The organism is Pseudomonas sp. NPDC089401, from assembly GCF_044749485.1.
Lineage (GTDB): Bacteria > Pseudomonadota > Gammaproteobacteria > Pseudomonadales > Pseudomonadaceae > Aquipseudomonas.
Genome location: NZ_JBIVIA010000019.1, coordinates 44439 through 71359, shown reverse-complemented (window position 1 = coordinate 71359; position 26921 = coordinate 44439). Strand labels below are relative to the sequence as shown.

Sequence of the window (26921 nt, the reverse complement as noted above, 5' to 3'; positions counted from 1 at the left end):
GTAGTGTGGGGTTTCCCCATGTGAGAGTAGGTCATCGTCAAGATTCATTTCGCAAAACCCCTATCTGCGCATGCAGGTAGGGGTTTTGTCTTTTCAGGCAGGAAAGCTTCAGCCGCGCGCCAGTTCCACCAGGTGCGCCGTCAGCTCTTCGCTCTTGAGTACCAGCACATCCCCTTCCAGTGCATCGAGCACCACCTCCGACGTATTACCGATCAATGCCCCGGAAATCCCGGTACGGGCCACCGTACCGATGACTGTCACCACAGCATCGAGTTGCTTCTCGAAATGGGGAATCAGCACATCCGCCGGCCCTTCGGCGACATGCAGGCGATCCTCGCTGATATCGAATTCCGCCTGGAACGCACTACAGGCTTCCCTGTAGCGCTTTTCGATGGTCTCGCTCAGCTGGTACACCGGGTCAGACGCCGACAGCATGGGGGAGGGGTGGGCGCTGATCACGTGCAGATTGCCCTTGGCCAACCCGGCAATGGCGTAGCCATGGTCGATGATGCTCGCGTGCAGTCGGCGATGGTCCTCGTCCTGGTTGCCCACATCGACCGCCGCCAGGATTGCCCCGCCGGTCCATGGCCGTTCGCTCTTGACCATCAGCACGGCACACGGACATTGACGCAACAGCTTCCAATCGGTGGGCGTGAGCAATGCTTTTTTCAACGGGTTATCTGGCCGATGCTCCTTGATCACCAGTTCACAACCCTCGGCCTGCTGCACGTCGATGATCGACTCATGCAGGCTATCCTTCCATTTCTGCTCATGGGTGACATTGTCATGGCCATCATCATGCAGCTGGCTGCCAAGCAGGCTGAGCAGCGCGCTGTGGTCATGCTTCTTGTCGCACATCAGCAGGTGCAGGCGCGCGCCGGTCACGCCGGCAATCAGCTTGGCGCGGGTCAGTGCGCGGCTATGGGCATGTTCGGGGTCGAGGACGACAAGGATGCTACGGACAGCTTGCATGGGCGTGAACTCCCTTAAAGATGGCGAGCGATGCCTGACTATAGTCGGTGCCCCCGGCGTCGCCGCTTGACATGCATCAAGCATAGCCACTGGTACTGCCCGTCGCCGTCGGTATAATCGCCGGTCCTGTTCGCACTGTGTGGTTGCACCTCTATGTCCTTGATCCCCGAAATCGATGCCTTCCTCGGCTGCCCGACGCCAGATGCCTGGATCGAGGCCGCACTTGCCGACCAGGAAACCCTGCTGATCGACCACAAGAACTGCGAATTCAAGGCCGCCAGCACGGCATTGAGCCTGATCGCCAAGTACAACACCCACTTGGACCTGATCAACATGATGTCGCGCCTGGCCCGAGAAGAACTGGTGCACCACGAGCAGGTGCTGCGCCTGATGAAGCGCCGAGGCGTGCCCCTGCGGCCGGTGTCGGCGGGGCGTTATGCGTCCGGCCTGCGCCGCCTGGTGCGCGCCCATGAGCCGGTCAAGCTGGTGGATACCCTGGTGGTCGGGGCATTCATCGAGGCCCGTAGCTGCGAGCGCTTCGCCGCCCTGGTGCCGCACCTGGATGAAGAACTCGGCAGCTTCTACCACGGCCTGTTGAAAAGCGAGGCGCGCCATTACCAGGGCTACCTGAAGCTGGCCCATCAGTATGGCGAGGCGGCGGACATCGCCCGCCGCGTCGAACTGGTGCGCGAAGCGGAAGCCGAGCTGATCCAGTCACCGGACCAGGAACTGCGCTTTCACAGCGGTATCCCGATGGCGCAAGCCGCCTGACGATCAGTTACGGCGCCCCAGCAGCAGACCGATCACCAGGCCGAAGCCTGCGGACACGGCCACCGTCTGCCAAGGGTGCCCACCGATATAGTCCTGGGTGGCATCGACCACCGGTTGCGCCTTGGCGCGCACCTGGCCGGCGGCATCCCGCGCCTGGCGCAGTTTCAGGCTGACCTGCGCGCGAAGGGTCTCGGCTTCCTCGCCAACCAGTGATGCGCTGTCGTTGAGCAGCTTCTCCGATTCCTCGATCAGTGACTGCAGCTCACTGAACACCTGGTCCTTGATCTGATCGTTGTCGGCCTGTACGGCGGTTTTTCGGGCCATGAACTCGTCCTCGTCGATGGGGTGGTTTGAACAATGGATGCCGCCGCGCCGGGAAAGTTGCTTCGGTTTTCCGATGTGGCGCTGCCAGGGTGTAAGATAGCGGCCATTTTCAACAGGCAGGTACCGTCATGAGTTTCAATCTGGCCAACATGAGCTTCGAGGAACGGGCGCAGATCGAGGCGGAAAAGGCCCGGCTGTTCGAGATGTGGAAGAACAACCTGGGCAAGGCCAAGGGCGAAGCCGCCCGGCTGATCTCGGAAAAGCCACGACGCAAAGGCAAGTGGGCCGAGTGGGTGAGGGCCGAACTGGAGGCCATGACCCCGCCGGATTTCGCCAGCATGGTGCGCAGCGAAGTCAACAAGATGATGGCCGCCGCCAGCGCCAGTCGCTGATCCCTCACCAGTTCAGGTTGCCGCCCTTGGGCAGGTCGAGCTTGCCCTCGTCGCTGAAGCGCACGGTGCCCAGCGGCCCGCCGGCCATCTTGCCGCGCAGCTTGTAGGGCAGGCCCTGCAACGAATTCAGGGTGCTCAGGCCATAGGCCTGGCGCAGGAAGGCGAAAGCCGTGATGCTCACCGGCACGGTAATCACCGCCTCGTCATAGCGGCCGATATGCCCCTGCTGGTCGCTCACGCCAGCGGCCAGCGGCTGGCCGTTCACCTCCAGGTTCAGCGCGATGCCGTTGAAGTCGACCGGCGTTTCGTTGGGGTTTTGCACACGCATTTTTACCGCCATGCGCATTTCAAGGTCCTGCCCCGGCAGTGGGTCGATGCCGATGACGCTGATCGACAGCGGATCGCGCGGCTGGAACAGCGCGCAGGCGTTGAGCCCGGCCACCAGCAGCAAGGCCAGGAGCAAGCGGGTGCAGCGGTAAAATCGGCCAGTCATGTGAACCCGCCCTGGTAGCCAAGTAGTGCCTGCAGTGTGGCAAATGCGCGGCAGCGGTGAAAGGGCCGGCTCAGGAGAATACCGTCAGCAAATCCTCCACGAACGCCAACTGCGCCTCCCCAGGCACCTGCGCCCGATGCCGGGCCAAGGTGAATGGCACGACGAAATCCAGCCCTGGATCCAGCGCCCGCAACAGGCCCTGGGCCTCCCACCCCGCCGCACAATGGCACGGCAGGTAGCCGATATGCCGGCCCGAAAGGATGAACGTCAGTACGCTCTCGATCTGCTCCGCCTGCGCCATGCTGCGCCGGCTCTGGAATGGTTCGCCACCTTTGAGAAAGCGATAGGGGTGACGCACCTGGTCGGCCTCCAGCAACTGTTCCGGCGTCACCTCGGCCACGTCGAACAGCCCATGGCCCTGCGCGCAGTACAACCGCTGGCGCTCCTCGAACAACGGCTGGTAGTCGAACGCCGCCTGGTTTCCAGAGAAGTAGCTGATCGCGTAATCCAGCCGCTGCTCCAGCAATAGTCGCTCCAGCAGGGCCGGTGGTGCGCTGATCAATTCCAGCTGCACCGACTCGTCCCGTGCGCGAAAGCGTGAAATGGCCGAGGCCAGGCGCAGGCTCACCGCCGGGTCCTGGTTCTCCGCCATGCCCACCCGCACCGTGCCCAGCAAACGCCCGGCCACGCCGTTGGCCTGCTGGCGGAACTGCTCGATGTTCAGCAGCAGCGCGCGCGCCGCCTCCAGCAGCAATTCACCCTTGTCCGTCAGGCGGAAACCGCTTTTTCCGCGGCTGCACAGGCGGTAGCCCAGGCGCGTTTCCAACTGCGCCATGCGCTGGCTGATGGTGGGCTGGCTCAGCCCGAGCACCCCCCGGGCGGCACTGAAGCCACCGGCCTCGACTACAGTGACGAACAGCCGCAGCAGGTGCAGATCGGGGTCGTGCAGTTGTCCGAGCATCACATTGCTCCTGATGAATGCCAGCTTTGCAAACTTGCCATTCATGCAATGTAACCCGGTTGGCATGCTGGCGGCATCCACCCATTTGCCGAGGTGCCCGTCATGCGTCGATCGCTGTGCTTGTTGTCTCTTGTGCTGGCCTTGCCGCTGCAGGCCGCGGAAAAGGTCGTCAATCTCTACAGTTGGGCCGACTACGTCGCCCCAGAGACCCTTCAGCGTTTCGAACGGGAAACCGGCTACAAGGTGCGCTACGACACCTTCGACACCACCGAAGTGCTGGAAACCAAGCTGCTCACCGGTGGCAGTGGCTACGACGTGGTAGTGCCGTCGACCACCGTGCTGGCACGCGCACTCAAGGCCAATGCCCTGCAGCCGCTGGATGCCCAAGGCCTGCCCGGCTACGCCAACCTCGACAAGGACCTGCTGGCCAAGCTGGCCGAGGCCGATCCCGGCAACCGCTACGCAGTGCCCTACACCTGGGGCACCTTGGGCCTGGGGGTGAATGTCGAGGCGGTGCGCCAGCGCCTGGGTGACGTGCCGCTGGACAGCCTCGACCTGCTGTTCAAGCCGGAGTACGCCAAACGCCTGAAGGATTGCGGCATCGCCATGCCCGACTCGCCACAGGAGGTGATCGGGGTGGCGCTCAACTACCTGGGCAAGGACCCCTACAGCCAGGACAAGGCCGACCTCGCCGCCGCACAGCAACTGCTGAACCAGTTGCAGCCTTCGATCAGCTACGTCGCCAACGGCCGGCAGATCAGCGACCTGGCCAACGGCAGCGTGTGCCTGGCGCTGACCTACAACGGCGATGCGGCGATGGCCGCCGACCAGGCCCGGCGCGCCGGCAAGCCGTTCGAGCTGATCTACCGCATCCCTCGCGAAGGCACCCTGGTGTGGCAGGACAACCTGGTCATCCCCAAGGATGCCCCGCACCCGGAAGCGGCGCGGGCGTTCATTGCCTTCATGCTCAAGCCCGAATCGGTGGCTGCGCTGACCAACACGCTGTTTTTCGCCAACGCCAACCAGGCTGCCACGCCGCTGGTCGACGAGGCGGTGCGCGACGACCCGGACATCTACCCGCCCGCCGCGGTGCGTGAGCGGCTGTTTGCCGACCGCAGCATGGCGCTGTCCGACCTGCGTCAGCGCAATCGGCTGTGGACGGCGTTCCGCAGCCGTCAGTAATTCATGACAACAAGAGGAGCCCGACCGTGGAGCAAGCCCACAACAACGACCAGGCCATGACCCGCGACAGCCTGTATGGCACCGCTGCGGAAAGTACCTACGCTGGCATCACCAGTTTCTCGCGCCGTCGCTACAGCCGCGACCTACGGGGCGTCGACGTGGTGGTCAGCGGCGTGCCGTTCGACACCGCCACCAGCAATCGCCCCGGTGCACGCTTCGGCCCGCGGGCGATCCGTGCCGCCTCGGTGCAGCAGGCCTGGGCGCGCCACTGGCCGTGGACGTTCGACCCGTTCGATCACCTGGCGGTCATCGATTACGGCGATTGCGCGTTCGACAGCGGCACGCCGCAGTCGGTACCGGGCAGCCTCGAGGCCCATGCCGAGCGCATTCTCGAAGCCGGTTGCGCGATGCTCACTTTGGGAGGCGACCACTTCATCACCTACCCATTGCTCAAGGCCCACGCCCGGCGCCATGGCCCGCTGGCGCTGATCCACTTCGATGCGCACAGCGACACCTGGCCGGACGAGGAGGGCAAGCGCATCGACCACGGCACCATGTTCTGGCACGCCGCGCGCGAAGGCCTGGTCGACCCGTCGCGCTCGGTGCAGATCGGCCTGCGTACCACCAACGACGACGCCCAGGGCTTTGCCATCCTCGATGCCCGGCAGGTGCACCGCCAAGGCACCGAGGCGATCATCGCGGCGATCCGTGAGCGGGTCGGTGACCGACCGGTATACCTGACTTTCGATATCGACTGCCTCGACCCGGCCTACGCACCCGGCACCGGCACCCCGGTGTGCGGTGGGCTGACCACGGTGCAGGCACTGGAGATCCTCGGCGGGCTGCGCGGCATCAACCTGGTCGGCATGGACCTGGTGGAAGTGGCGCCGGCCTATGACCATGCCGACATCACTGCCCTGGCCGGGGCGACCCTGGCCATGGAAATGCTCTGCCTGTATGCGGCACGTCACAAAGTCGACAGAAAAGTCGACCGATGAGCCCATACTGAAACATCACGAATCGCATTCACACTTTTGCCTCGAACCCTTCGCGCCTTAGGCTATCCAATCGCACAAGGCGCGCATTTTCGTACAGGAGGTGAAGCATGAATCTCATATTGCCAACCCTGATCGTCGGCCTCGTGCTGTGCCTGCCCGCGCAGGCTGCCCCGGTGCAGACCGTGCAGCTCGCCGCCAGCGACAATAATCCCTACAACAGTCCGATCCAGCGCGCCAACCCCAACAGCCGGCAAGGCAGCGTGCTGGCCACCCCCCCGGTGCGGGGCCCGTCCACCGCGCCCAACCCACGCCCGCCGACCCTCGACAACCGCGGCATCGGCAACGGCGACAACCTGCGCCGCCAGCAGCAGACCCCGAACCTGGAACCCACCCGGCCACCGCGCGACACCCAACGCGCGCCCTGACCCCCGCGAAAGGAATCCTGCATGACCCGAGCGACCTGGCTGAAGACCCTCACCGCCGCCGCACTGCTGCCGCTCCTGGCGCACGCGGCCCCTGAACAGCAGTTCCCCAGTGAAGAGGGGCAGCTCACCGTCAGCACCCTGGCCGATGGCCTGCGCAACCCCTGGGCACTGGCCTTCCTGCCGGGCGGCAAGGACATGCTGGTCACCGAGCGCCCCGGCAACCTGCGCCTGGTCAACGCCGAGGGCAAGGTCGGCCCGCCCATCAGCGGCGTGCCCAAGGTCTGGGCCGAAGGGCAGGGTGGCTTGCTCGACGTGGTGCTGTCGCCCGAGTTCGCCAAGGACCGCACCGTCTACCTGTCGTTTGCCGAAGCCGGCAGTGATGGCAAGGCCGGTACCGCGGTCGGCCGTGGGCAGCTCTCCGAAGACCGCGCCCGGTTGGAGAACTTCAAGGTGATCTTCCGCCAGCAGCCGAAACTCTCGGAAGGCAACCACTTCGGCTCGCGCCTGGTGTTCGACCGCGATGGCTTCCTGTTCATTGCCCTGGGCGAGAACAACCAGCGCCCCACGGCCCAGGACCTGGACAAGCTGCAGGGCAAGATCGTGCGTATCCTGCCCGACGGTGAAGTACCCAAGGACAACCCCTTTGTCGGCAAGCAGGGCGTGCGCCCGGAAATCTGGTCATTCGGCCACCGCAACCAGCAGGGCGCGGCGCTGAACCCCTGGACCGGCAAGCTCTGGACCCACGAACACGGCCCACGTGGCGGCGACGAGATCAACATTCCCGAGCCGGGCAAGAACTACGGCTGGCCGATCGCGACCCACGGTATCAACTATTCGCTGTTGCCGATCCCCGAGGCCAAGGGCAAGCATGTCGACGGCATGGTCGACCCACACCATGTATGGGAGAAGTCGCCGGGCATCAGTGGCATGGCGTTCTACGACAGGCCGACGTTCAAGGCCTGGGACCACAACCTGTTCATAGGGGCGCTGGCGACCCAGGAACTGATCCGTTTGCAGCTCGATGGCGACAAGATCGTGCATGAGGAGCGTTTGCTGGGCGACTTGAAAGCGCGTATCCGCGACGTGCGGGTGGGGCCGGACGGTTACCTGTATGTGCTGACCGATGCCAAGGACGGAGCATTGTTGAAAGTGGGGCTTGGCGAGGGCTGATACAGCGCTTGCCTGCACTGGCCCTTTCGCGGGTAAACCCGCTCCCACAGGTCCTGTACTTTCCTTGAGGGCACTTGAGTTCCTGTGGGAGCGGGTTTACCCGCGAAAGGGCCAGTCCCTACAATGGAGATCCCACAGGCCAAGTTGGCTGCCATGCACCGCGACCCCCAATCGCTCTACCAAGACGCGCTCAGGCAAGGCTTCGTCCAGGACCCGGCCCAATCGGTCGCCGTCGCGGCCCTGCAAACCTGCTTCCAGTCCCTCGAACACGGCAAGCACGCCCAGGGCCTCTACCTCTGGGGCCCGGTCGGGCGCGGCAAGACCTGGCTCATGGACCTGTTCCACCGCTGCCTGACGCTCCCGTCCCGGCGCCAGCATTTCCATCACTTCATGGCCTGGGTCCACCGGCGCCTGTTCCAGCTCAACGGCACCGCTGATCCACTGCAGGCCTTGGCGCGCGAGCTGGCCAAGGAAATCCGCGTGCTGTGTTTCGATGAGCTGTTCGTCAGCGACATCGGCGATGCGATCATTCTCGGCCGCCTGTTCCAGGTGCTGTTCGACCAAGGCGTGGTGATCGTCGCCACCTCCAACCAGCCGCCGCAGCACCTTTACAGCGATGGCTTCAACCGCGAGCGTTTTCTGCCGGCGATCGCTGCCATCGAGCAGCACATGCAGGTGCTCCCGGTGGCAGGCCAGCAGGACCATCGCCTGCATCCGGGCAGCGCATGCCAGCGCTACTGGGTGGCCGAGCCGGGCACGCGCGGTGCCCTGGAGGCAGTGTTCCAGCAGCTCAGCGCGGATGCCCCGGGTTGCAGCGCGCCCCTGTCGATCGGCTCCCGACAGATTCAGGTGATCCGGCGCAGTACCCAGGCGATCTGGTGCCGCTTCGCCGACCTCTGCGAGCAACCCCTGGCAGCCATGGACTTCATGGCCCTGTGTGACCAGTTCCCGGCGATCCTGCTGGAAGGCATTCCGGCCCTGGGCGGCGAGCAGCGTGCCGGGCACATAGCCCGGGGCACCGAAGATGCACCGGCGCGGGTCGAGGCGGGCGAGCGCCAGCTGCCCAGGCTGTCGCCCAAGGATGACGCGGTGCGGCGTTTCATTGCCCTGGTCGACGAATGCTACGACCGTCGGGTGGCTCTGTACCTGGAGGCGCAGGTCCCGCTCGATGCGCTCTACACTCAAGGGTATCTGGCGTTCCCGTACCAACGGACCCTCAGTCGGCTACGGGAGATGCAACTGCAACGCTTCGCTTGAAGGAGCCGACCCATGGAGCCGCTGTCGCATCATCTGCTGACCCAGGCCTACAACAATGGCTGGGCCAATCACCGTTTGTACAAGGCCTGCCTGCAGTTGACCCAGGACGAGTTCGTCGCTCCGCGCTGCAGCTTCTTTCCGTCGATCAAGGCCACGCTCAACCACCTGCTGACAGTGGACTGGTTCTACTTGCACATGCTCGAGTGCGAACAGCGCGGCGAAGCGCCGGACCCGGACGGTGCGCGCTTCTTCGACCCGGAGCAACCGTTCGCCACCTGCACCGACCTGCATGCCGAACAGGTCCAGGCCGATCATCGGCTGATCGCCTATTGTGCCCTGCTGCAGGACGATCAACTGGCACGTCGTGTCAGCATCGTGCGGCCCCGGCGGGTCCAGCGTGAGCCGCGCCTGCGCCTGTTGGCGCATGTGTTCGAGCACCAGATCCATCACCGCGGCCAGGTGCATGCGATGCTCAGCGACACGGCGGTCAGGCCGCCGCAGCTGGATGAGTTCTTCTGCGAAGAGGAGGCCGAGCTGCGCGCCCTGGACTTTGCCGAGCTCGGCTGGACCGAGGCGCAGGTGTGGAAGCCCTAGAGCAGACCAGCCGTTGTCTTCAGCGTCCCAGCCATTCCACCAGGGTCCGGTTGAAGCGCCGCGGCTCCTCGATCTGCGGCGCATGCCCCATGCCTTCGAAGGTCACCAGCTCGGCATGGGGAATCAGCTTGGCCACCTGCGGCCCCAGTTCCTTGTACTTGCCCAGTTTCGCCTTCACCTCTGGCGGTGCGATGTCGCTGCCGATCGCCGTGGTGTCCTGGTCGCCGATCAGCAACAGGGTCGGCATCTTCAGGTCCTTGAACTCGTGGACCACCGGCTGGGTGAAGATCATGTCGTAGATCAACGCCGAGTTCCACGCCACCGCCTCATGCCCAGGCCCCTGGTTGAGCCCCACCAGCATCTGTACCCAGCGCTCGTACTCGGGCTTCCAGCGCCCGGCGTAGTAGGTTTTGCGCTCGTACTCGCGCACGCCTTCAGCGTCGAGCTTGAGCTCGCGGGCATACCACTGGTCGACGCTGCGGTAGGGCACGCCCAGGGCTTTCCAGTCTTCCAGGCCGATGGGGTTGACCATCGCCAGGCGCTCGACCTGTTGCGGGTACATCAGTGCATAGCGGGTGGCGAGCATGCCACCGGTGGAATGGCCGAGGATGATCGCCTGCTTCACCCCCAGTTGCTCGAGCAGGGCGTGGGTGTTGCTGGCCAGTTGCTGGAAGCTGTACTGGTAGGCGGCCGGCTTGCTCGAAGTGCAGAAGCCGACCTGGTCCGGGGCGATCACCCGGTAGCCCGCTTCGCTCAGGGCGTCGACGGTGCTTTCCCAGGTGGCGGCGCAGAAGTTCTTGCCGTGCATCAGCACGACGCTGCGGCCGTTGGCCTGGCCCTTGGCCGGCACGTCCATGTAGCCCATCTGCAGGTTCTGGCCCTGTGACAGGAAGTCGAAATGCTTGAGCGGGTGAGGGTAGGCGAAGCCTTCGAGCTGTTTGCCATAGGTGGGCGATTCGGCAGCGATGGCTGGGGCGCCGACGAGGCAGGCCAGGGCCAGGGCAGTTGCGCGCAGCATGGGGGCACTCCGTGTAGGGCCATGTAGGAATTGGCGACTTTAGCAGTCGCAGGAGCACCTTAAACGTTAAAGGTGTTACCAGGCATGAAACCAGCCCAGGGTAATGATCGCCACGACCAGGTAGCGCCCGGCCTTGGCCAGGGTCACCAGCAGCAGGAAGCGCCACAAGGGTTCGCGCATGATCCCGGCGATCAGCGTCAGCGGGTCACCGATCAGCGGCATCCAGCTCAGCAGCAGCGACCACGACCCCCAGCGCTGGTAACGCTGCTGCGCGCGCGCCAGCTGGCTGGCGCTGAACGGGAACCAGCGGCGCTCGCGCAGGTGCTCGATGGCTCGGCCCAGCAGCCAGTTGACCAGCGAGCCGAGCACATTGCCCAGGGTCGCCACCAGCAACAGGGTCGACCAGGCGTCGGGCTGGCGCAGCAGCAGGCCAACCAGCACCGCCTCCGATTGCAGCGGCAGCAGGGTAGCGGCGCCGAGGGCGCTGAGGAACAGCGCCCAGAGGCTGAGCATCAGTACTCGGCGACCACGCTGTCCTGGCCCTCGCGGGTCACGCCAATGACCTGATAGGCGTCCTTGTGGTCACCCATTTCCATGCCCGGCGAGCCCATGGGCATACCCGGCACGGCCAGGCCCTTGAGGTCGTCGCGCCTGGCCAGCAGGCGTACCTGCTCGGCCGGTACGTGGCCTTCGACGAACTTGCCGCCGATCACCGCGGTGTGGCATGAGGCCAGCCGGGGTGCCACGCCCAGGCGCTGCTTGACCGCGCTCATGTTCGGCTCGACATGGTCGTTGACGGTAAAACCATTGTCGCGCAGGTGGCTGATCCAGGCTTTGCAGCAACCACAGTTGGGGTCGCGGTAGACGTCGATGGTCTCGGCGGCCTGGGCCAGGCCGGTGATGGCCAGCAGGCCGAGGGGCAGCAGGTGTTTACGCAGCATGGTCACTCCTTGAGAAACGCCGGCGCAATGACATGGCCAGTGGCGGGGAAGCCACCAGTCTGACCGGTTGAGCTGTCAATCAGCTGAGGTGAATATTACCGTCTTGTCAGCCCTGCTGCTCAGCCAGATCGCGTATCAGCAGCCCGTATTCCAAGGCGACTTGCTCAGGGATCGGCAGGTAAACCACATGGCCGTCTCCCGGCGCCACGTCGATGGCCTGCTGCCAGCGATCGCACAGGCGGTGCAGGTCGAAGTGGTAGTTGCCGCGCGGCGTCATCAGTTCCAGGTGGTCGCCAACGGCGAAGCGGTTCTTCACCTTGACCTCGGCCAGGCCCTCGACGCGCACGCCAGTCAGCTCGCCGACGAACTGCTGGCGCTCGGACAGCGAGTTGCCGCGCAGGTAGTTCTGGTATTCGTCATGGACGTGGCGGCGCAGGAAGCCTTCGGTATAGCCGCGTTGCGCCAGCGACTCGAGATTGTCCATCAAGGCCATGTCGAACGGTCGACCGGCGGCGGCATCGTCGATGGCCTTGCGGTACGACTGCACGGCACGGGCGCAGTAGAAGTGCGACTTGGTACGCCCTTCGATCTTCAGCGAGTGCACGCCCATGGCGGCCAGGCGCCCGACATGCTGGATGGCGCGCAGGTCCTTGGCGTTCATGATGTAGGTGCCGTGCTCGTCTTCGAAGGCCGGCAGTTCGGTGCCCGGGCGGTTGCCTTCGTGCAGCAGGAACAGCTGGTCGGTGGGCGCGCCCAGGCCCAGGGTCGGCTCGACTTCGCGCACGATGTCACCGCTGACGTCCTCGGTGGCGGGCGTGGCCTGGTACTTCCAGCGGCAGGCGTTGGTGCAGGTGCCCTGGTTGGCATCCCGCCTGTTCAGGTAGCCCGACAGCAGGCAGCGGCCGGAGTAGGCCATGCACAGGGCGCCGTGGACGAATACCTCCAGTTCCATGTCCGGCACCTGCTGGCGGATTTCGTCGATCTCTTCCAGCGACAGCTCGCGCGACAGGATCACCCGGCTCAGGCCCAGTTGCTGCCAGAAGCGCACGCTGGCCCAGTTGACCGTGTTGGCCTGCACCGACAGGTGCACTGGCATCTGCGGGAAATGCTCGCGTACCAGCATGATCAGGCCGGGGTCGGACATGATCAGCGCGTCGGGGCCCATGGCGACGACCGGCGCCAGGTCCTTGAGGAAGGTCTTCAGCTTGGCATTGTGCGGGGCGATGTTGACCACCACGTAGAAGCGCTTGCCCAGGGCATGTGCTTCTGCGATGCCCAACGCCAGGGTGGTGGCGTCGAATTCGTTGTTGCGCACCCGCAGGCTGTAGCGTGGCTGGCCGGCATAGACGGCGTCGGCGCCGTAGGCGAAGGCGTAGCGCAGGGTCTTGAGGGTGCCGGCGGGGGCCAGCAGTTCGGGCTTGGCGGGAGGGGGCATGGGCGCACCAGGGCAAAGGTGCGGATGCTAGGACTTGGTGGGCGATGCCGTATTGATTTGAATCAAGGAAAGCCTGGCACTTTTTCCTGTAGCCAGCGCACTAATATCCAGAGCCCACGAGGAGTTGCCATGAATCAAACCCCGTTGCAGAACAAAGCCCTGGCAGTGCTCCTGGTGGTGGTGACCGCTGCTTTCGTGTGGATCCTGCTGCCGTATTACGGTGCGATCTTCTGGGCGGTGATCCTTGGCATCCTGTTCGCGCCGCTGCAGCGTCACCTGCTGATCCGCTTTGGCCGGCGGCGCAACCTGGCGGCGGCCACCACCTTGCTGGTATGCCTGCTGGTGGCGATCCTGCCGGTGATCATCACCAGTGCCTTGCTGGTGCAGGAGGGGGCCACGCTGTACCAGCGGATCGAAAGCGGCCAGCTGGACATTGCCGGCTACGTCGAACGCGGCAAGGACATGCTGCCGGCGTTCGCCCAGCACAGTCTGGACCACCTGGGCATGGGCAACCTGGACGGCTTGCGCGACAAGATCAGCAAGTGGGCGACCCAGGGCAGCCAGGTGCTGGCCAGCCAGGCGTTCAGCTTCGGCCAGGGCACGTTCGAGTTTCTGGTCAGCTTCGGCATCATGATGTACCTGCTGTTCTTCTTCCTGCGCGAGGGCGCCGAGGTGGCGCGCCGGGTGCGCCTGGCGGTGCCGCTACCCGAGCAGCAGAAGCGCCGCCTGCAGCTGAAGTTCAATCGGGTGGTGCGCGCCACGGTCAAGGGCAACGTGCTGGTGGCCATTACCCAGGGAGCGCTGGGTGGTCTGATCTTCTGGGTCCTGGACATCCCCAGCGCGCTGGTCTGGGGGGTGATGATGGCGTTTCTTTCGCTGTTGCCGGCGGTGGGTGCGGGGATCGTCTGGGCGCCGGTGGCGGCGTACTTCCTGTTGACCGGGGCGATCCTGCCCGGGGTGATCCTGAGCGCATTCGGGGTGCTGGTGATCGGCCTGGTGGACAACCTGCTGCGGCCGATCCTGGTGGGCAAGGACACGCGCATGCCCGATTACCTGATCCTGGTCTCCACCCTTGGCGGCCTGGCGGTGTTCGGGCTCAACGGCTTCGTGATCGGGCCGTTGATCGCCGCGCTGTTCATGTCCAGCTGGGCGATCTTCGCCGCCACCCAGCCCCAGGTGCAACTGCCATGAATCACTGAGCCTGCGCCAGGCGCCGCCCGCGAGGGCCAGGCAGTACCAGGTTGCCGCTCCAGATCAGGTGGAAACGCTCCAGCCCAGGTACCAGCGCATTGACCAGGCTGATGCCCTGGGCTCCGCGAAACACCTCGCAGATTCCTACCACATGGCCATGCTGCTGCAGGTCGTCGATCAGCCTGCGCAGTTGCTCGGCCACACTGGGCTGTGCGGTCGGCACGGGTAATGGGCAGCTTCGCGTGTTGCCAAGCAGGGCGGCGATATCCCGGCGCTGGCAACGTCGCAGCTTGGGCCATGCGGCAAACTGCCCGGCAGCCTGCTGCAGTTGCCGCGCGGCTTGTGGAATCTGGCTGTTCAACTGTAGCTGGACCAGTTCGCTCAGTGCCCGGCGTACGCCGTGCCAAGGGTCGAGCGAGGTTCCACAGCCGACCACGCTGGCCTGCAGGGGCGAGCCAGGGCGCAGGCAGAACGCCAGGAAACTGCGACTGGCGAATTCGTTGCTGATGTCCAGCACGATAATGGGGCTGGCCAGGCACCGCTCGGCTTCTGCCCAGAAGCCTGCAAGCGGCGATGAGGCGCATGGGCGCTCCACTTGCATCAGGGGATCGCGGCGCTGGTAGTAGAAGTGGCGCAACATGAACAGCGAGAGTGCATCGCGTTCGATGAGCTGATTGAGCGCATGCAGCAAGGCCTCATCTCGACTGGCGCCAATGGCGGCCCCGTCGTTGCTGCTGTAGCGCCTGAGCCCGGAGTGCTCGAAGGTATCCCCCGGCATCAGCTGATCGGCGTAATCGGGGCGGGTGACCGTGATCGGGTAGGCGAACAACGGGTTGGCGTGGATATCCGTGTATTGCTGGCAGGCCAGATGCCGGTCGGGCTGGGCCTTCAGCCAAGGCTGCAGAAAGTCCTCCTGCAGGTAACGGTCATCGACCAGCGAAGCGGTGCTGAGCAGTTGCAACTGGCGCGGCTGATGTTCGTCAAGGTAATGCTCGAGCGCCTCGAAACGTGCGCCGATGGCCGCTTCTTCCAGCGTTCCCTTGCCGCTGCCGGCAGCGCGCTGTTGGCTTGGCTCGGCCTGCAGGTCGACCAGCACCGAACCGATCCGCTCGCCGAGAATCGTTTCCTTGAGCTGCAAGCCGAGGCGCAGCAATTCACTTTCGATTCGTGCGCGTGCGTCGCTCAAGCTGTACTCGCGTTCGGCAGGTAGTGCGCTTGTCATGGTGAGATCTCGATGGGTGTGGCGGGACGGACCAGTTCATAGAACTGGAACAGCTCCAGCGTTTCGGCAGTGCCTGCCAGGCTGCGGATGACCTCCAGGCCCAGGCGACGCGCCTGCTGTTCTACCTCGAACAAGAGGGTCGATTGGCCAAACACCAGCGCCACGCCGCCGGGGCGCATCAGTGGGGTCAAGCGTTCGAACAAGGTGATGGCCGTTTCCCGCGTCATCATCTCGGCATTCAGGAAACGCAGGATCAGCGCGTCGCAACTGCCGGCCGCAAGGACCGGGGCATGGGCGTCGGCCAGCTGCAATTCAAGGTTGGGCAACGAGTGATGGGCTCGGGCATGGGCGATCATGGCGGCGGAGCGGTCTGCCCCGACGCAACGGGCGGTCGGCAGCGCGCGGGCCAGTGTGGCGATGAACATGCCGGTGGAGCATGCCGGATCATGGACCACGGCTCCTGGGGGCAGGCGCTTGTCCAGCAGCGCGATGCTGGTGGCGCGAAAGTGCTGCTCCTGCCTGTCAAGGCGCGCGGCCAAGGTCTGCGGGTGATCCCAGAAGGCACTGGGCGCTATCTGTTCCCGGCACGCCTCGTCGAGCTCCGGAAAGGGAAAATGGACCCTGTGGCTGGGGGCCTGGAGTGCTTGCTGGAACAACCACCGGCGGCGCTGCTGCGCAACAGGCTGATAGAGGCAGTGCCAACCCTGCTCGTCCCAGCGTGCCTCCAGCAAGAGGCCCAGCAGCATGTGGGGTGCAAGGCGGCTGCCCAGCTCACCGTTGCTGTCGGGTAACTTGCGGCCCAGGTACTCGACCCCCTCGACACGCAGCAGAAACAGGTCATTGAGCCCTGGGCCGATAGGCTCTCGCAAGCGGGAGGCCGGGTGGCCGTTGGTGTGGGGTGGGGGCAGGGAGAGCACATCGACGAGATGCTTCGCCTGTGCATCGAGCCGGTCGCGTGGGATGGCCGTTTCGTCTGACGATGGCATGGTCGCTCCAGAGGGCCTTGTGGCCAGGGTCGCCACAAGGCCCGACACGTTACTCGTCGTTCAGTTGCTGCTGCTCGTGCTCGGCGAGCTGCTGCGCGTCGATCTGCTCAGGTTTGGTTTGCGAAGGGGTGTGCGTGATGGCCTCGGACTGTTCTTCCTGTTGCGAGTTGAAGCGGATACCCATGTAGATGCCCATAGGGACTCTCCTGATCGGACTGGATGATCGCAACGATCATTCGTTGCAGCCCGATTCTTGCGAGTGGCCGCTGCGGTTGGAACGAGGAGCGTGTTCCCTGGGATCGAGAGGAGCAGCATCGGAACTGTTGCTGAAGCAGTCTTGCGCCCCCAAGCGCCCCCTCGGCCGCGGGGCGCTCGTTGCCGTCAGGCTCGCGCCGTCATCTGAAGCTGTACGACACGCCGGCGTACACCCCGAAGCCTTCGCCGGGCGTCGACCGTGCGATGTCCTGGCCGGCATCGTTGTAGCCCGGTGTCACGGTTGCCGCATAACGCTTGTTGGTCAGGTTGCGCAGGTCCAGCCAGGTCTGCCAGTCCTGTTTCGGCGAGTCCCAGCCCAGGCGCGCGCCGAGCAAGGCGTAGGCATCGGCGGCGTAGCTGTTGGCGTAGTCGACCTGCACCTTGGAGGCCATCTGCGTATTGATCCCGGCATGGAACCCGCTCGGCCAGTCGTAGCGCAACTCGGCCTGGTAGTAGTGCATGGGGATGCCGGGCAGGCGGTTGTCGCCAAACTGCTCGTCGTCGCGGTAGTGGAAGTCGCTGAAGGTGTAGGCCTGGCGCAGGCTCAGCCTGCCCGTGCCGGAACGTTCCCAGAGGATGCTGTCGAGGCCGGCTTCGACGCCCTGGTGCACGGTGGGGCTGCTGTTGTATTCGCCGGTGATGCCTGGTGCCAGCTCCACGGCCAGCAGTTCGTGACGCACCTGGGCGTAGTACCAGGCCAGGTCCCAGCGACCGAGCGCCGAATCACCGCGTGCACCCAGCTCCAGCGTGGTGGCGGTCTGGTTCTGCATCTCGATGGGTTGGGTCTGGGTCGGTGCGCTCCAGATCAGCGACCATGGGTGCGGGGGCTCGACCGAACGGCTCAGGTTGCCGTAGACCTGCAGGTCGGGGCGAATGTCGTAGCGCAGGCCGAGCCGGGGTGCATAGTCCCAGTCGTGCTGGCTGACCTTGCCACCGTTGGCCGGGTAGCTTACGTCGCTCTCGCGGCGGGTATAGATCATCGCCAGGCCGGTGGTCAACCACAGGTCCGGCAGCAGCTCCAGGTCATTGCCCACATGCACCACGGTATCCGAGCCCTGGTAGCTGAAGTCGCGCTTGCGCGCGCCGACCACGTCGTTGACCCGCGAGAACTGCGAGGCGCCGCTGTTGGGCAGGTGCTTGGTGGTGCGCCAACCGACGGTGGTCTTGCTCTCCAGGCCGAACAGGGTGTCGCGACGGAAATAGTTGAGCGTGCCGCTGACATCGGTGTAGGCCACCTTCAGGCGCATTGCGCCTTCGCGCAGGTCCATCGGGTAATCGTGATAGACCAGCCCGGCTTCCAGCCGCGAATCGTCGTCGAGGAAGAAGGTGGTCTTGTTGCCGACCCAGGTGCTGCCCGGTTGCGGGCGGCTGTCGTTGCGCGACAGGTAGCCCGGGTTGGCGGCCCGTGGATGGTGCTTGATCTGCTCCTTGGTCAGGCGCCCGGCGAGGTCGTTCTCGGTTTCCCGGTAGCGCAGGTAGAAGCGCGTCTCCAGGTTCGGGTTGAAGCGATAGCCGACGTTGGCGGCGATACCTTTCGAGCTGCCGCTGCTGTGCGCCTGATAGCCGTCGTACTCCGAGTCGGTCAGGGCCACGTAGTAGTCGAGGTTGCCCAGCACCTGCCCGGAGCTGACCTGCCGATGCTGGTAGCCGCGGCTGCCGACTTCATAGCGCAGCTGCAGCGGCGCGGCGTCGTAGCCGGTGTGGGTCAGGTAATTGATCGCCCCGCCCAGGGCCAGCGAGCCCTGGTCGAAGCCATTGGCCCCGCGCAGCACTTCGGCGCGGCTCAGCCACAGCGGTTCGAACAGCTCGTAGGGCGTGCCTCCCGGGCCAGTCAGTGGCAGCCCGTCGAACATCGTGTACACGCCCGAGCCGTGGGCACCGGGAGCGCGGTTGATGCCCGAGCCGCGGATCGACAGCTTGATGCCGTCGTTGCCCGCCGACTGGGCGAACACACCCGGCTGGTAGGCCAGCACATCCTGATTGCTGGCCACCCGGCCCTGGCCCACCTTGCCCATGTCCACCAGATTGCTGGCGCCAGGGATCGTCCGCAGGCGTTCGCGGGCGTCATCCAGCGTGCTCTGCTCTTCGTCACTGATCAGGACCTGGCCCAGTTCGACGGCGGCCGGCGCAGCCATGGCTTGCTGGCCGAGGGAGACAAGGGCCAGCAGGCCGAGGCATGAAGAACGGGGCAAAGCGGGACGCATCGTGCAACTCCAGAGATAGGGCGGGCAGGTGACGGCGTTGTGACGAGCGAACCGGCACCCAGAGCACGGACAATTTCAATTAATCGTGACCGGATGCCCTAGAGACGACTGTGTAGGGCGGCAGTTTACACACCGCGCCGATGGCTGTGGCCGGGTGAGGCTTCGTAAGGTGTGGGTAACGCGACAGCATGCCATCAGCACTATTTGTGGAGCCCGATAATGCCTGCCTACCTTCGACAGCCATCTGAAAATCGAGAAACCGCGCCGATCCACCTGACGCCCAGAGAGCATCAGGTCCTGCTCTGGTGTACTTACGGCAAGAGCTCCTGGGAGATCGGGCAGATCCTCCAGTGCCAGGAGTCCACGGTGAACTTTCATGTGGCCAACATCCTGCGCAAGTTCGATGTGCCGACGCGGATCGCGGCGGTGACCAAGGCGATTCGTTGCGGGCTGCTTGCCGAGCAGTGAGGTGAAGACCATGAACCAGCCCGTTGTTTCTCGCCGCACGATTTCTCGAGGGCTGCGTGCTGCAAACCCTGTTCATACGAGGCCTTGGGCCTGCACGGCGTGGAGGTCGCGATGGATGAGCTCATGCACCTGAAGGCTGAACTTGCAGCCTTGTTCCACAGCGAAGGCAAGGTACTGCTTGGCGCCTTGTTGGGGGCACTGTTCGTCACGGTCACGCGAGGTCAGATGATCTTTGCAGGTCGCAGGCGCCTGTCGTTTGGCAGCAAGTGCATGCTGGTGTTTCTGGTACTCGGCGTCGGTTACCTGTTCGGCCCTTTGATCAAGGGCCTTGTACCGATGCTGTCGCGCGACATGTCCGCCTTCGTGGCTGCCGTGGTGGTGATCCCGCTGAGCCTGAAAGCCATGGTCTGGCTGGATGCCGTCAATCTGAGCGAGCTTGCCAAGCGTTGGCGACGATGAATTCAGCCTGTCATGGCTTGTGACAACTGCCCGGTGAACGTGACCAATCGCTGCTCCAGCTCCTGAAGACGCTGCTTGTCCTTGATGTACAGGAGGGTTGCCTGGCGGTCTGCCGCCGAGGGGCTACGCAAGCGTTCGAGCATGTCGCGTTCCCAGTCAGCCCCGGCGGGTGCTCCGCAGATGGGGTGGTGCTCCCCCAGTAGCAGCCAGTCGAGCGAGCAACCGTGTTTACCCGCCTGCTCTACGCATAGTGAGTACGGAATGCTCTGGCGGATCTTCCAGCTGCTGAGCGTCTGTGGGCTGATGCCAAGGCTTCTGGCCAACTGCACGTCGGTGCTGGAGCCAGTCAGTTGCTTGAGGCGGGCCAATACAGAGGGGAATAGTTCACTACTCATATTGAGTAATCATGAGTGGTTTAATGGCATTCCACGGCCTAGAACTAATCATTTCAGCTACGCGTCCCTTCGATTTGGAGTCTCTCGATATGTACAGTGACCTAGTGAATAACCGTTCTCAGATTGTAGTCAATAGCAGGTTGGCATGCAGCTTATTCTTACCGGACCTACAACGTTCTAATCTGGGTGGATATTCATTATGAGTACTTACAAGCTGGTGTGCCCTCACTGCCAGAACCGAATGCGTATTCGCACCAGTGAGGGACGCCACATTTTCCTCAGGGTCGCCTATCTGCAATGCATCAACGAAGCCTGCGGTTGGTCGGTCAGGGCGGAGTTCGAAATGACCCACGAACTGTCCCCCAGCGGCATGCCCAACCCAGAGGTCCATCTGCCGTCTGCCAACAGTGAACTACGCGACTCGGCACTTCAACGCAGTGATATTTCCTAGCTGGCCAGTGGCCGCCATTGCTGCGAAAAAAAACCCCGCAAGCGCGGGGTTTTTTACTACCGGGTCGATCAGCCGATCAACTGCAGGCCGGCCTGCTGGACAAGGTCAAGCAGCGGCTGCGGGTACACGCCCAGAACGAAGGCGAGGATGGCGATGGCCAGCAGCATCACGCCGCCAGTACGCTGTTCCCACTTCAGCGGGGCGTCGTGGCGACGCAGGTTCGGCTCGACCAGGTACAGGGTGACCATGACGCGCAGGTAGTAGTAGACACCGATGGCGCTACCGATCACCAGGGCACCGACCAGCCACCACAGGTGCGACTCGACGCCGGTGGCGATGATGTAGAACTTGCCGATGAAGCCGGCGGTCAGCGGGATGCCCGCCAGCGACAGCATCATCACGGTCAGTACCGCGGTCAGGTACGGACGGCGCCAGAACAGGCCGCGGTACTCGTACAGGGCGTCGGCGTCACGGCCGGCGTAAGGCGAGGACATCAGGGTGATCACGCCGAAGGCGCCGAGGCTGGTGATCACGTAGGTGACCAGGTACACGCCCATGGCTTCCATGGCCAGGCCCTTGCTGGCGACCAGGGCGATGACCAGGTAGCCGAAGTGGGCGATGGACGAGTAACCGAGCAGGCGCTTGAGGTTGCTCTGGGTCAGCGCCAGCAGGTTGCCGATCAGGATCGACGCCACGGCGATCACGGCCAGCACGGTGCTCAGCACGCCGCTGCTGGCGGCAGGGGAGAGCATGAACAGGCGCACGACCACGGCGAATACCGCGACCTTGCTGGCGGTGGCCAGGAATGCGGCGACCGGCGCCGGGGCGCCTTCGTACACATCCGGGGTCCACAAGTGGAACGGCACCAGCGACAGCTTGAACGCCAGGCCGACCAGCATCATGCCCAGGCCGAGCTGGGCCAGCAGGCTTGGCATGCTGGTGGTGGCCAGGGCCTTGCCCAGTTGGTCGAAGGTCAGGCTGCCGGCGTCGGCGTACAGCAGGGCCATGCCGAACAGCAGGAAGGCAGAGCCGGCGGCCGACAGCACCATGTACTTGATGCCGGCTTCCAGCGAGCGCTTGTTGAAGAAGGCGTACGCCACCAGGCCATAGACCGGCACCGACAGCAGCTCCAGGCCGATGAACAGCCCGGCCAGGTGGTTGGCGCTGACCAGCACCAGGCCACCGAGGGCCGACATCAGCAGCAGCAGGTACAGCTCTTCACGGTTGCCCGGGAAGCCCTTGGCGCCTTCGCCGAGGTAGGCGTGGGCAAGGGTAACGCAGGCCAGCGTGGCGATCAGGATGATCGCCATGTACAGGCAGGCGAACTTGTCGATGGTCACCAGCGAGGTGACCGCCAGCGGCGCGACCTTCAGCGCCGGCAGGATCGACAGCAGGGCCAGGTTCAGGCCCACGGTGGACAGCAGGAAGGTCTGCGAGTGGTTGCGCTTCCAGGCGATCGCCAGCATCACCACCACGGTGGTGATGGTGGTGATCAGCATCGGCGCCAATGCGATGAAGTGTTGAGTGGTGAATTCCATAGCGCTCTTACCGGGCCGAAGCGAGTTGAGTGAAAGCGGAACCGAGCCACTGCTGCACGCCGGTCATGGTGGCGGCAGAGGTGTCGAGGAACGGCTGCGGATACACGCCCAGCAGGATCAGCAGTACCGCCAGGCCCAGCACCATGATCAGCTCGCGGGTGTCCATGCCGGCCAGCACGGTGTCGGCCTTGGCCGGGCCGAAGTAGGCGCGGTGGATCATGATCAGCGAGTACACCGAGCCGAACACCAGGCCGGTGGTGGCGATCACGGTGATCCACGGTACGTGGACGAAGCTGCCGATCAGGATCAGGAACTCGCCGACGAAGTTGCCGGTACCCGGCAGGCCCAGCGATGCGGCGGCGAAGAACAGGCTGATGGCCGGCAGGTAGGCGATGCGGTGCCACAGGCCTCCCATTTGACGCATGTCACGGGTGTGCAGGCGCTCGTACAGTTGGCCGGACAGGATGAACAGCGCGGCGGCCGACAGGCCGTGGGCCAGCATCTGGATCACCGCGCCCTGCAGGGCCTGCTGGCTGCCGGAGTAGATGCCGATCAGCACGAAGCCCATGTGCGAGACGCTGGAGAAGGCGATCAGGCGCTTGATGTCGGTCTGCGCGAAGGCCAGGAAGGCGCCGTAGAAGATACCGATCAGGCCCAGGGTCATGGCGATCGGCGCGAACTCCGCCGAGGCGTTCGGGAACAGCGGCAGGGCGAAGCGCAGCAGGCCGTAGGCCGCGGTCTTCAGCAGGATACCGGCCAGGTCCACGGAACCTGCGGTCGGTGCCTGGGCGTGGGCGTCAGGCAGCCAGGAGTGGAACGGCACCACCGGCAGTTTCACCGCGAAGGCGATGAAGAAGCCCAGCATCAGCAGGTACTCGGTACCGGCCGGCAGCTGCGCCTTGAGCAGGTCGCTGTAGTTGAAGGTGATCACCCCGGTGTTGCTGTAGTTGACCAGCACCAGGCCGAGGATCGCCACCAGCATGATCAGGCCGCTGGCCTGGGTGAAGATGAAGAACTTGGTGGCGGCGTAGATCCGGGTCTTCTTGCCATCCGCCGAGCTGTGACCCCAGAGCGCGATGAGGAAGTACATCGGCACCAGCATCATTTCCCAGAAGAAGAAGAACAGGAACAGGTCCAGGGCCAGGAACACACCGACCACGCCGCCGAGGATCCACATCAGGTTGAGGTGGAAGAAGCCGACGTGGCGCTGGATCTCTTTCCAGGAGCACAGTACCGACAGCACACCGAGCAGGCCGGTGAGCAGGATCATCAGCAGCGACAGGCCGTCGAGGGCCAGGTGGATGCTGATGCCGAAGCGCTGGATCCACTGGACTTTGTATTCCACGGCCCAGTGGGGTTCGGCGCCCGGGGCAGGGGCCAGGGTGTAGTCGCCGTGCGCCCACAGCCACAGGCCGATGCCTAGCAGCAGGGACATGGTCAGCAGCGCGATCCAGCGCGGCAGGGTGGCGCCGAAGCGCTCACCCAGCCAGCACAGGAGGCCGCCGATGAAGGGGATCAGGATCAGCCAAGGCAAAATCATGACGGGTTGGTTTCCTTTCGCAGAGTCGCAAGGTTCGCAAAGTTCATGGGTTTACCGCAGCCACTACCACAGCGCCGAGTACCAGCACTGCGCCAACGGCGATCGAAGCGGTGTACCAGCGCAGCTGGCCGGTCTCGGTCTTGCTCATGGCGACGTTGCCGCCGCGGGCCAGGCGAGGGATCAGGCCGATGCTGCGGTCAACCGGATCCTTGCGCAGGACGTGGCTGATCAGCAGGTAAGGTTTGACGAACAGCTTGTCGTAGATCCAGTCGAAGCCCCAGGCGGCGAACCACCAGGCCGACAGCACACGGCCGATGCCGCTGTTGGCGACGGCGCTGACGAAGCGGCGCTTGCCGAGGAACAGCAGGGCCGACAGCAGGATACCGGCGATGGCGATGGCACCCGAGGTGATCTCCAGCGCGTGCTTGGCTTCGCCACCGGCGTGGCCGGCGCTTTCCGGCAGCACACCGGCCAGCGGCGGGGTGATCCAGGCGCCGACGAAGGTCGACAGCACGATCAGCACGCCCAGCGGCAGCCAGTGGCTGATGCCGTGGCCGGCGTGGGCTTCGGTCTTGGCTTCGCCGTGGAAGGCGATGAAGATCAGGCGGAAGGTGTACAGCGAGGTCATGAACGCGCCGACCAGGCCGGCGTACAGCAGGCCGGTGTTGCCGCTGGCGAAGGCTTCCCAGAGGATCTCGTCCTTGGAGTAGAAGCCCACGGTCACGATCGGCAGGGCGGCCAGGGCAGCGCCACCGACCACGAAGCTGGCGTAGGCCAGCGGCAGTTTCTTCCACAGGCCGCCCATCTTGAAGATGTTCTGCTCGTGGTGGCAGGCAACGATCACCGCACCGGAGGCAAGGAACAGCAGGGCCTTGAAGAAGGCGTGGGTCATCAGGTGGAAGATCGCCGCGTCCCAGGCACCGACGCCCAGGGCCAGGAACATGTAGCCGATCTGGCTCATGGTCGAGTAGGCGAGGATACGCTTGATGTCGGTCTGCACCAGCGCGGCAAAGCCGGCCAGTACCAGGGTCACGCCGCCGACCACGCCCACCAGGTGGAGGATGTCCGGGGCCAGCAGGAACAGGCCGTTGGTACGGGCGATCAGGTACACGCCCGCGGTCACCATGGTTGCGGCGTGGATCAGTGCCGAAACCGGCGTCGGGCCCGCCATCGCGTCGGCCAGCCAGGTCTGCAGCGGCAGCTGGGCCGATTTACCGACCGCGCCACCCAGCAGCATCAGGGTCGCCAGCACCATCCAGGTGTCGCCGGCCTTGAACTTCTGCGGCGCCAGCACCAGCAGCTCCTGAACGTTCAGGGTACCCAGCTGGGCGAACAGGATAAACAGGCCGATGGCCATGAACACGTCGCCGATGCGGGTGACGATGAACGCCTTGAGCGCCGCGTTACCGTTGTTGCGGTTGCTGTAGTAGAAACCGATCAACAGGTACGAGCACAGGCCCACGCCTTCCCAGCCGAAGTAGATGAACAGCAGGTTATCGCCGAGGATCAGGAACAGCATGCTGGCGATGAACAGGTTGGTGTACGAGAAGAAGCGCGAGTAGCCGGCTTCGCCACGCATGTACCAGGAGGCGAACAGGTGGATCAGGAAGCCGACACCGGTGACCACGCCGAGCATGGTCACCGACAGGCCGTCCAGGTACAGGGTGAAGTTCGGCGCGAAGCCGTCCACCGACATCCACTGCCACAGCAGCTGGCTGTACGCGCCGCCTTCAGGCGGGGCGACGTTGAACTGCCAGATCACGTAGGCGGCGGTGGCGGCCGAGAGGCCCACCGAGCCGACGCCGATCAGCGCCGACAGGTTCTCCGAGAACCGCCCGCGCGAGAACGACAGCAGCAGGAAGCCGACGAGGGGGAAGACGAAAGTCAGGAAGAGAAGGTTCATCCGCGCATCTCACTGGCAGCATCGATGTCGAGAGTGTGGAAGCGGCGATACAGCTGCAGCAGGATCGCCAGGCCAATGCTGGCCTCGGCGGCTGCCAGGCTGATCACCAGAATGAACATGATCTGGCCGTCGGGCTGCACCCAACGGGCACCGGCGACGATGAACGCCAGTGCGGATGCGTTCATCATGACTTCCAGGCTCATGAGCACGAAGAGGATGTTGCGGCGGACCATCAGGCCAACCAGACCTAAGCAGAACAGGATGCCGGCGACCGCCAGACCATGCTCGAGAGGGATAGCACCCATGATTTACTCCTTCGCCTCGTTGCGGCCCAGGTGGAAGGCGGTGACGGCTGCCGCGAGCAGCAGCATCGAAGCCAGTTCGACCACCAGCAGGTACGGGCCGAACAGGCTGATACCCACTTCTTTCGCGCTGACCGTGGTACCGCTGATGGCCGCGCCACTCGGCGAGACGAACAGCACGTACAGCAGCTCCAGCAGCAGCAGGGCGGCGAGGATCACCGGCCCCGCCCAGATGCCGGGCTTGAGCCAGCCGCGCTCCTGGGCCACCGAAGCCGGCCCGAGGTTGAGCATCATCACCACGAACACGAACAGCACCATGATGGCGCCGGCGTAGGCGATCACTTCCAGGGCGCCGGCGAACGGCGCACCCAGGGCAAAGAAGATCATCGCCACGGAAATCAGCGAAATGATCAGGTACAGCAAGGCGTGCACGGGGTTGGTCCCGGTCACCACCCGAAGGGTGGAGACCACGGCGATCCCGGATGCGAAATAGAAAGCGAATTCCATCATTCGGTCCTTATGGGAGCAAGCTCTTCACGTTGATCGGCTCGGCTTCGTTCTGCGCAGAGCCCTTCGGCTTGCCAGCGATCGCCATACCCGCAACACGGTAGAAGTTGTAGTCAGGGTTCTTGCCGGGGCCGGAGATCAGCAGATCTTCTTTCTCGTACACCAGGTCCTGACGCTTGAACTCGGCCATTTCGAAATCCGGAGTCAGCTGGATCGCGGTGGTCGGGCACGCTTCTTCGCACAGGCCGCAGAAGATGCAGCGCGAGAAGTTGATGCGGAAGAACTCCGGGTACCAGCGGCCGTCCTCGGTCTCGGCCTTCTGCAGCGAGATGCAGCCGACCGGGCAGGCCACCGCGCAGAGGTTGCACGCCACGCAGCGCTCCTCGCCGTCGGGGTCGCGGGTGAGGACGATGCGGCCGCGGTAGCGCGGCGGCAGGTACACGGGTTCTTCGGGGTACTGCAGGGTGTCGCGCTTGCGGAACCCGTGGGAGAACACCATTGCCAGGCTGCGCAGCTGGGTGCCGGTGCCCTTAACGATGTCGCCGATATACTTGAACATGGGTCAAA

General features: G+C 64.4%; 31 protein-coding genes. 12 read left to right on the top strand and 19 right to left on the bottom strand.

The genetic code is table 11. From position 1 onward, the window contains the following. Positions 1-108: 108 nt before the first annotated feature. Positions 109-972, bottom strand: coding sequence for a universal stress protein (locus tag ACIP21_RS27865; RefSeq protein ID WP_400694701.1), 864 nt, complete (start codon positions 970-972; stop codon positions 109-111). A gap of 153 nt (positions 973-1125) precedes the next feature. Here ACIP21_RS27865 and ACIP21_RS27860 point away from each other — a divergent pair, with 153 nt between their 5' ends. Continuing rightward, positions 1126-1743: a tRNA-(ms[2]io[6]A)-hydroxylase gene (locus ACIP21_RS27860; protein WP_400694699.1), complete on the top strand. Its 618-nt coding sequence runs from the start codon at positions 1126-1128 to the stop codon at positions 1741-1743. 3 nt (positions 1744-1746) lie between these two features. On the opposite strand, the gene ACIP21_RS27855 is transcribed toward ACIP21_RS27860, so the two are convergent. Next, positions 1747-2067 carry a YqjD family protein gene (locus ACIP21_RS27855; RefSeq protein WP_400694697.1) on the bottom strand — a complete coding sequence of 107 codons (321 nt, stop codon included), beginning with the start codon at positions 2065-2067 and terminating at the stop codon, positions 1747-1749. 128 nt (positions 2068-2195) lie between these two features. Here ACIP21_RS27855 and ACIP21_RS27850 point away from each other — a divergent pair, with 128 nt between their 5' ends. Continuing rightward, positions 2196-2459, top strand: coding sequence for a hypothetical protein (locus ACIP21_RS27850; protein WP_400694695.1), 264 nt, complete (start codon positions 2196-2198; stop codon positions 2457-2459). A gap of 4 nt (positions 2460-2463) precedes the next feature. Here ACIP21_RS27850 and ACIP21_RS27845 read toward each other — a convergent pair whose 3' ends face one another. Both ACIP21_RS27845 and ACIP21_RS27840 read right to left on the bottom strand, forming a co-directional pair. After that, positions 2464-2952: an LEA type 2 family protein gene (locus tag ACIP21_RS27845; protein ID WP_400694692.1), complete on the bottom strand. Its 489-nt coding sequence runs from the start codon at positions 2950-2952 to the stop codon at positions 2464-2466. Positions 2953-3022: 70 nt separating this feature from the next. After that, positions 3023-3913 carry a LysR family transcriptional regulator gene (locus ACIP21_RS27840; protein WP_400694689.1) on the bottom strand — a complete coding sequence of 297 codons (891 nt, stop codon included), beginning with the start codon at positions 3911-3913 and terminating at the stop codon, positions 3023-3025. 102 nt (positions 3914-4015) lie between these two features. Between ACIP21_RS27840 and ACIP21_RS27835 the strand changes: the two genes are divergently transcribed. The 6 genes from ACIP21_RS27835 (at position 4016) to ACIP21_RS27810 (ending at position 9539) form a co-directional block, all read left to right on the top strand. Beyond that, positions 4016-5095 (top strand): polyamine ABC transporter substrate-binding protein, encoded by a 1080-nt coding sequence (locus ACIP21_RS27835; RefSeq protein ID WP_400694687.1) that lies wholly within the window; start codon positions 4016-4018, stop codon positions 5093-5095. A 26-nt stretch (positions 5096-5121) separates the two neighbouring features. Then, positions 5122-6093 carry an agmatinase gene (speB, locus tag ACIP21_RS27830; protein ID WP_400694685.1) on the top strand — a complete coding sequence of 324 codons (972 nt, stop codon included), beginning with the start codon at positions 5122-5124 and terminating at the stop codon, positions 6091-6093. Positions 6094-6200: 107 nt separating this feature from the next. Then, complete coding sequence (locus ACIP21_RS27825; RefSeq protein ID WP_400694683.1) at positions 6201-6518, top strand: hypothetical protein; 318 nt, start codon at positions 6201-6203, stop codon at positions 6516-6518. Positions 6519-6539: 21 nt separating this feature from the next. Further along, on the top strand, positions 6540-7688 hold the full coding sequence (locus ACIP21_RS27820) for a PQQ-dependent sugar dehydrogenase (RefSeq protein WP_400694681.1): 1149 nt from the start codon (positions 6540-6542) through the stop codon (positions 7686-7688). A 123-nt stretch (positions 7689-7811) separates the two neighbouring features. Then, a complete protein-coding gene (zapE, locus tag ACIP21_RS27815; RefSeq protein WP_400694679.1) occupies positions 7812-8945 on the top strand; it encodes a cell division protein ZapE in 1134 nt (377 codons plus the stop codon). Between the two features lie 12 nt (positions 8946-8957). Beyond that, positions 8958-9539, top strand: a complete 582-nt coding sequence (locus tag ACIP21_RS27810; protein WP_400694677.1) for a DinB family protein — start codon at positions 8958-8960, stop codon at positions 9537-9539. A 19-nt stretch (positions 9540-9558) separates the two neighbouring features. Here the strand turns inward: ACIP21_RS27810 and ACIP21_RS27805 are convergent, their stop codons facing one another. The 4 genes from ACIP21_RS27805 to yegQ all read right to left on the bottom strand — a co-directional run bounded on the left by ACIP21_RS27805 (position 9559) and on the right by yegQ (position 12933). After that, the gene (locus ACIP21_RS27805; RefSeq protein ID WP_400694676.1) at positions 9559-10557 is read right to left on the bottom strand and encodes an alpha/beta fold hydrolase; all 999 of its coding nucleotides are present in this window, start codon (positions 10555-10557) and stop codon (positions 9559-9561) included. A 75-nt stretch (positions 10558-10632) separates the two neighbouring features. After that, positions 10633-11070 carry a YqaA family protein gene (locus ACIP21_RS27800; RefSeq protein WP_400694674.1) on the bottom strand — a complete coding sequence of 146 codons (438 nt, stop codon included), beginning with the start codon at positions 11068-11070 and terminating at the stop codon, positions 10633-10635. Continuing rightward, positions 11070-11498 (bottom strand): DUF411 domain-containing protein, encoded by a 429-nt coding sequence (locus ACIP21_RS27795; protein WP_400694672.1) that lies wholly within the window; start codon positions 11496-11498, stop codon positions 11070-11072. The genes ACIP21_RS27800 and ACIP21_RS27795 overlap by 1 nt, the downstream gene beginning before the upstream one ends. Before the next feature lie 106 nt (positions 11499-11604). Beyond that, positions 11605-12933, bottom strand: coding sequence for a tRNA 5-hydroxyuridine modification protein YegQ (gene yegQ / locus ACIP21_RS27790; RefSeq protein WP_400694669.1), 1329 nt, complete (start codon positions 12931-12933; stop codon positions 11605-11607). Positions 12934-13062: 129 nt separating this feature from the next. On the opposite strand from yegQ, the gene ACIP21_RS27785 reads away from it, so the two are divergent. Continuing rightward, complete coding sequence (locus ACIP21_RS27785; protein WP_400694667.1) at positions 13063-14124, top strand: AI-2E family transporter; 1062 nt, start codon at positions 13063-13065, stop codon at positions 14122-14124. Between the two features lies 1 nt (position 14125). Here the strand turns inward: ACIP21_RS27785 and ACIP21_RS27780 are convergent, their stop codons facing one another. From ACIP21_RS27780 to ACIP21_RS27765, 4 genes are all read right to left on the bottom strand, one after another. Further along, positions 14126-15346 carry a YcaO-like family protein gene (locus tag ACIP21_RS27780; RefSeq protein WP_400694665.1) on the bottom strand — a complete coding sequence of 407 codons (1221 nt, stop codon included), beginning with the start codon at positions 15344-15346 and terminating at the stop codon, positions 14126-14128. Then, positions 15343-16332, bottom strand: a complete 990-nt coding sequence (locus ACIP21_RS27775; RefSeq protein WP_400694663.1) for a class I SAM-dependent methyltransferase — start codon at positions 16330-16332, stop codon at positions 15343-15345. The genes ACIP21_RS27780 and ACIP21_RS27775 overlap by 4 nt, the downstream gene beginning before the upstream one ends. A 49-nt stretch (positions 16333-16381) precedes the next feature. Further along, positions 16382-16528: a hypothetical protein gene (locus ACIP21_RS27770; protein ID WP_400694661.1), complete on the bottom strand. Its 147-nt coding sequence runs from the start codon at positions 16526-16528 to the stop codon at positions 16382-16384. Positions 16529-16727: 199 nt separating this feature from the next. Further along, positions 16728-18791, bottom strand: coding sequence for a TonB-dependent receptor family protein (locus ACIP21_RS27765; RefSeq protein WP_400694660.1), 2064 nt, complete (start codon positions 18789-18791; stop codon positions 16728-16730). A 219-nt stretch (positions 18792-19010) separates the two neighbouring features. On the opposite strand from ACIP21_RS27765, the gene ACIP21_RS27760 reads away from it, so the two are divergent. After that, a complete protein-coding gene (locus ACIP21_RS27760; protein ID WP_400694658.1) occupies positions 19011-19259 on the top strand; it encodes a response regulator transcription factor in 249 nt (82 codons plus the stop codon). A gap of 111 nt (positions 19260-19370) precedes the next feature. Next, the gene (locus ACIP21_RS27755) at positions 19371-19718 is read left to right on the top strand and encodes a hypothetical protein (RefSeq protein WP_400694706.1); all 348 of its coding nucleotides are present in this window, start codon (positions 19371-19373) and stop codon (positions 19716-19718) included. 2 nt (positions 19719-19720) lie between these two features. On the opposite strand, the gene ACIP21_RS27750 is transcribed toward ACIP21_RS27755, so the two are convergent. Continuing rightward, positions 19721-20113 (bottom strand): helix-turn-helix domain-containing protein, encoded by a 393-nt coding sequence (locus ACIP21_RS27750; protein ID WP_400694657.1) that lies wholly within the window; start codon positions 20111-20113, stop codon positions 19721-19723. A 199-nt stretch (positions 20114-20312) separates the two neighbouring features. Here ACIP21_RS27750 and ACIP21_RS27745 point away from each other — a divergent pair, with 199 nt between their 5' ends. Then, positions 20313-20564 carry an ogr/Delta-like zinc finger family protein gene (locus tag ACIP21_RS27745; RefSeq protein WP_400694656.1) on the top strand — a complete coding sequence of 84 codons (252 nt, stop codon included), beginning with the start codon at positions 20313-20315 and terminating at the stop codon, positions 20562-20564. 68 nt (positions 20565-20632) lie between these two features. Here ACIP21_RS27745 and nuoN read toward each other — a convergent pair whose 3' ends face one another. Genes nuoN through nuoI form a run of 6 tightly spaced genes read right to left on the bottom strand, consistent with a single transcriptional unit; the run spans position 20633 to position 26913 of the window. Further along, positions 20633-22102, bottom strand: a complete 1470-nt coding sequence (nuoN, locus tag ACIP21_RS27740; protein WP_400694654.1) for an NADH-quinone oxidoreductase subunit NuoN — start codon at positions 22100-22102, stop codon at positions 20633-20635. A 7-nt stretch (positions 22103-22109) separates the two neighbouring features. After that, positions 22110-23642 (bottom strand): NADH-quinone oxidoreductase subunit M, encoded by a 1533-nt coding sequence (gene nuoM, locus ACIP21_RS27735; RefSeq protein WP_400694652.1) that lies wholly within the window; start codon positions 23640-23642, stop codon positions 22110-22112. Positions 23643-23685: 43 nt separating this feature from the next. After that, the gene (gene nuoL / locus ACIP21_RS27730; protein ID WP_400694650.1) at positions 23686-25545 is read right to left on the bottom strand and encodes an NADH-quinone oxidoreductase subunit L; all 1860 of its coding nucleotides are present in this window, start codon (positions 25543-25545) and stop codon (positions 23686-23688) included. After that, on the bottom strand, positions 25542-25850 hold the full coding sequence (gene nuoK, locus ACIP21_RS27725; RefSeq protein ID WP_167069935.1) for an NADH-quinone oxidoreductase subunit NuoK: 309 nt from the start codon (positions 25848-25850) through the stop codon (positions 25542-25544). The genes nuoL and nuoK overlap by 4 nt, the downstream gene beginning before the upstream one ends. 3 nt (positions 25851-25853) lie before the next feature. Continuing rightward, positions 25854-26354 carry an NADH-quinone oxidoreductase subunit J gene (gene nuoJ / locus ACIP21_RS27720; protein WP_400694648.1) on the bottom strand — a complete coding sequence of 167 codons (501 nt, stop codon included), beginning with the start codon at positions 26352-26354 and terminating at the stop codon, positions 25854-25856. A 10-nt stretch (positions 26355-26364) separates the two neighbouring features. Further along, positions 26365-26913 carry an NADH-quinone oxidoreductase subunit NuoI gene (gene nuoI / locus ACIP21_RS27715; protein WP_003251442.1) on the bottom strand — a complete coding sequence of 183 codons (549 nt, stop codon included), beginning with the start codon at positions 26911-26913 and terminating at the stop codon, positions 26365-26367. Positions 26914-26921 lie beyond the last annotated feature (8 nt).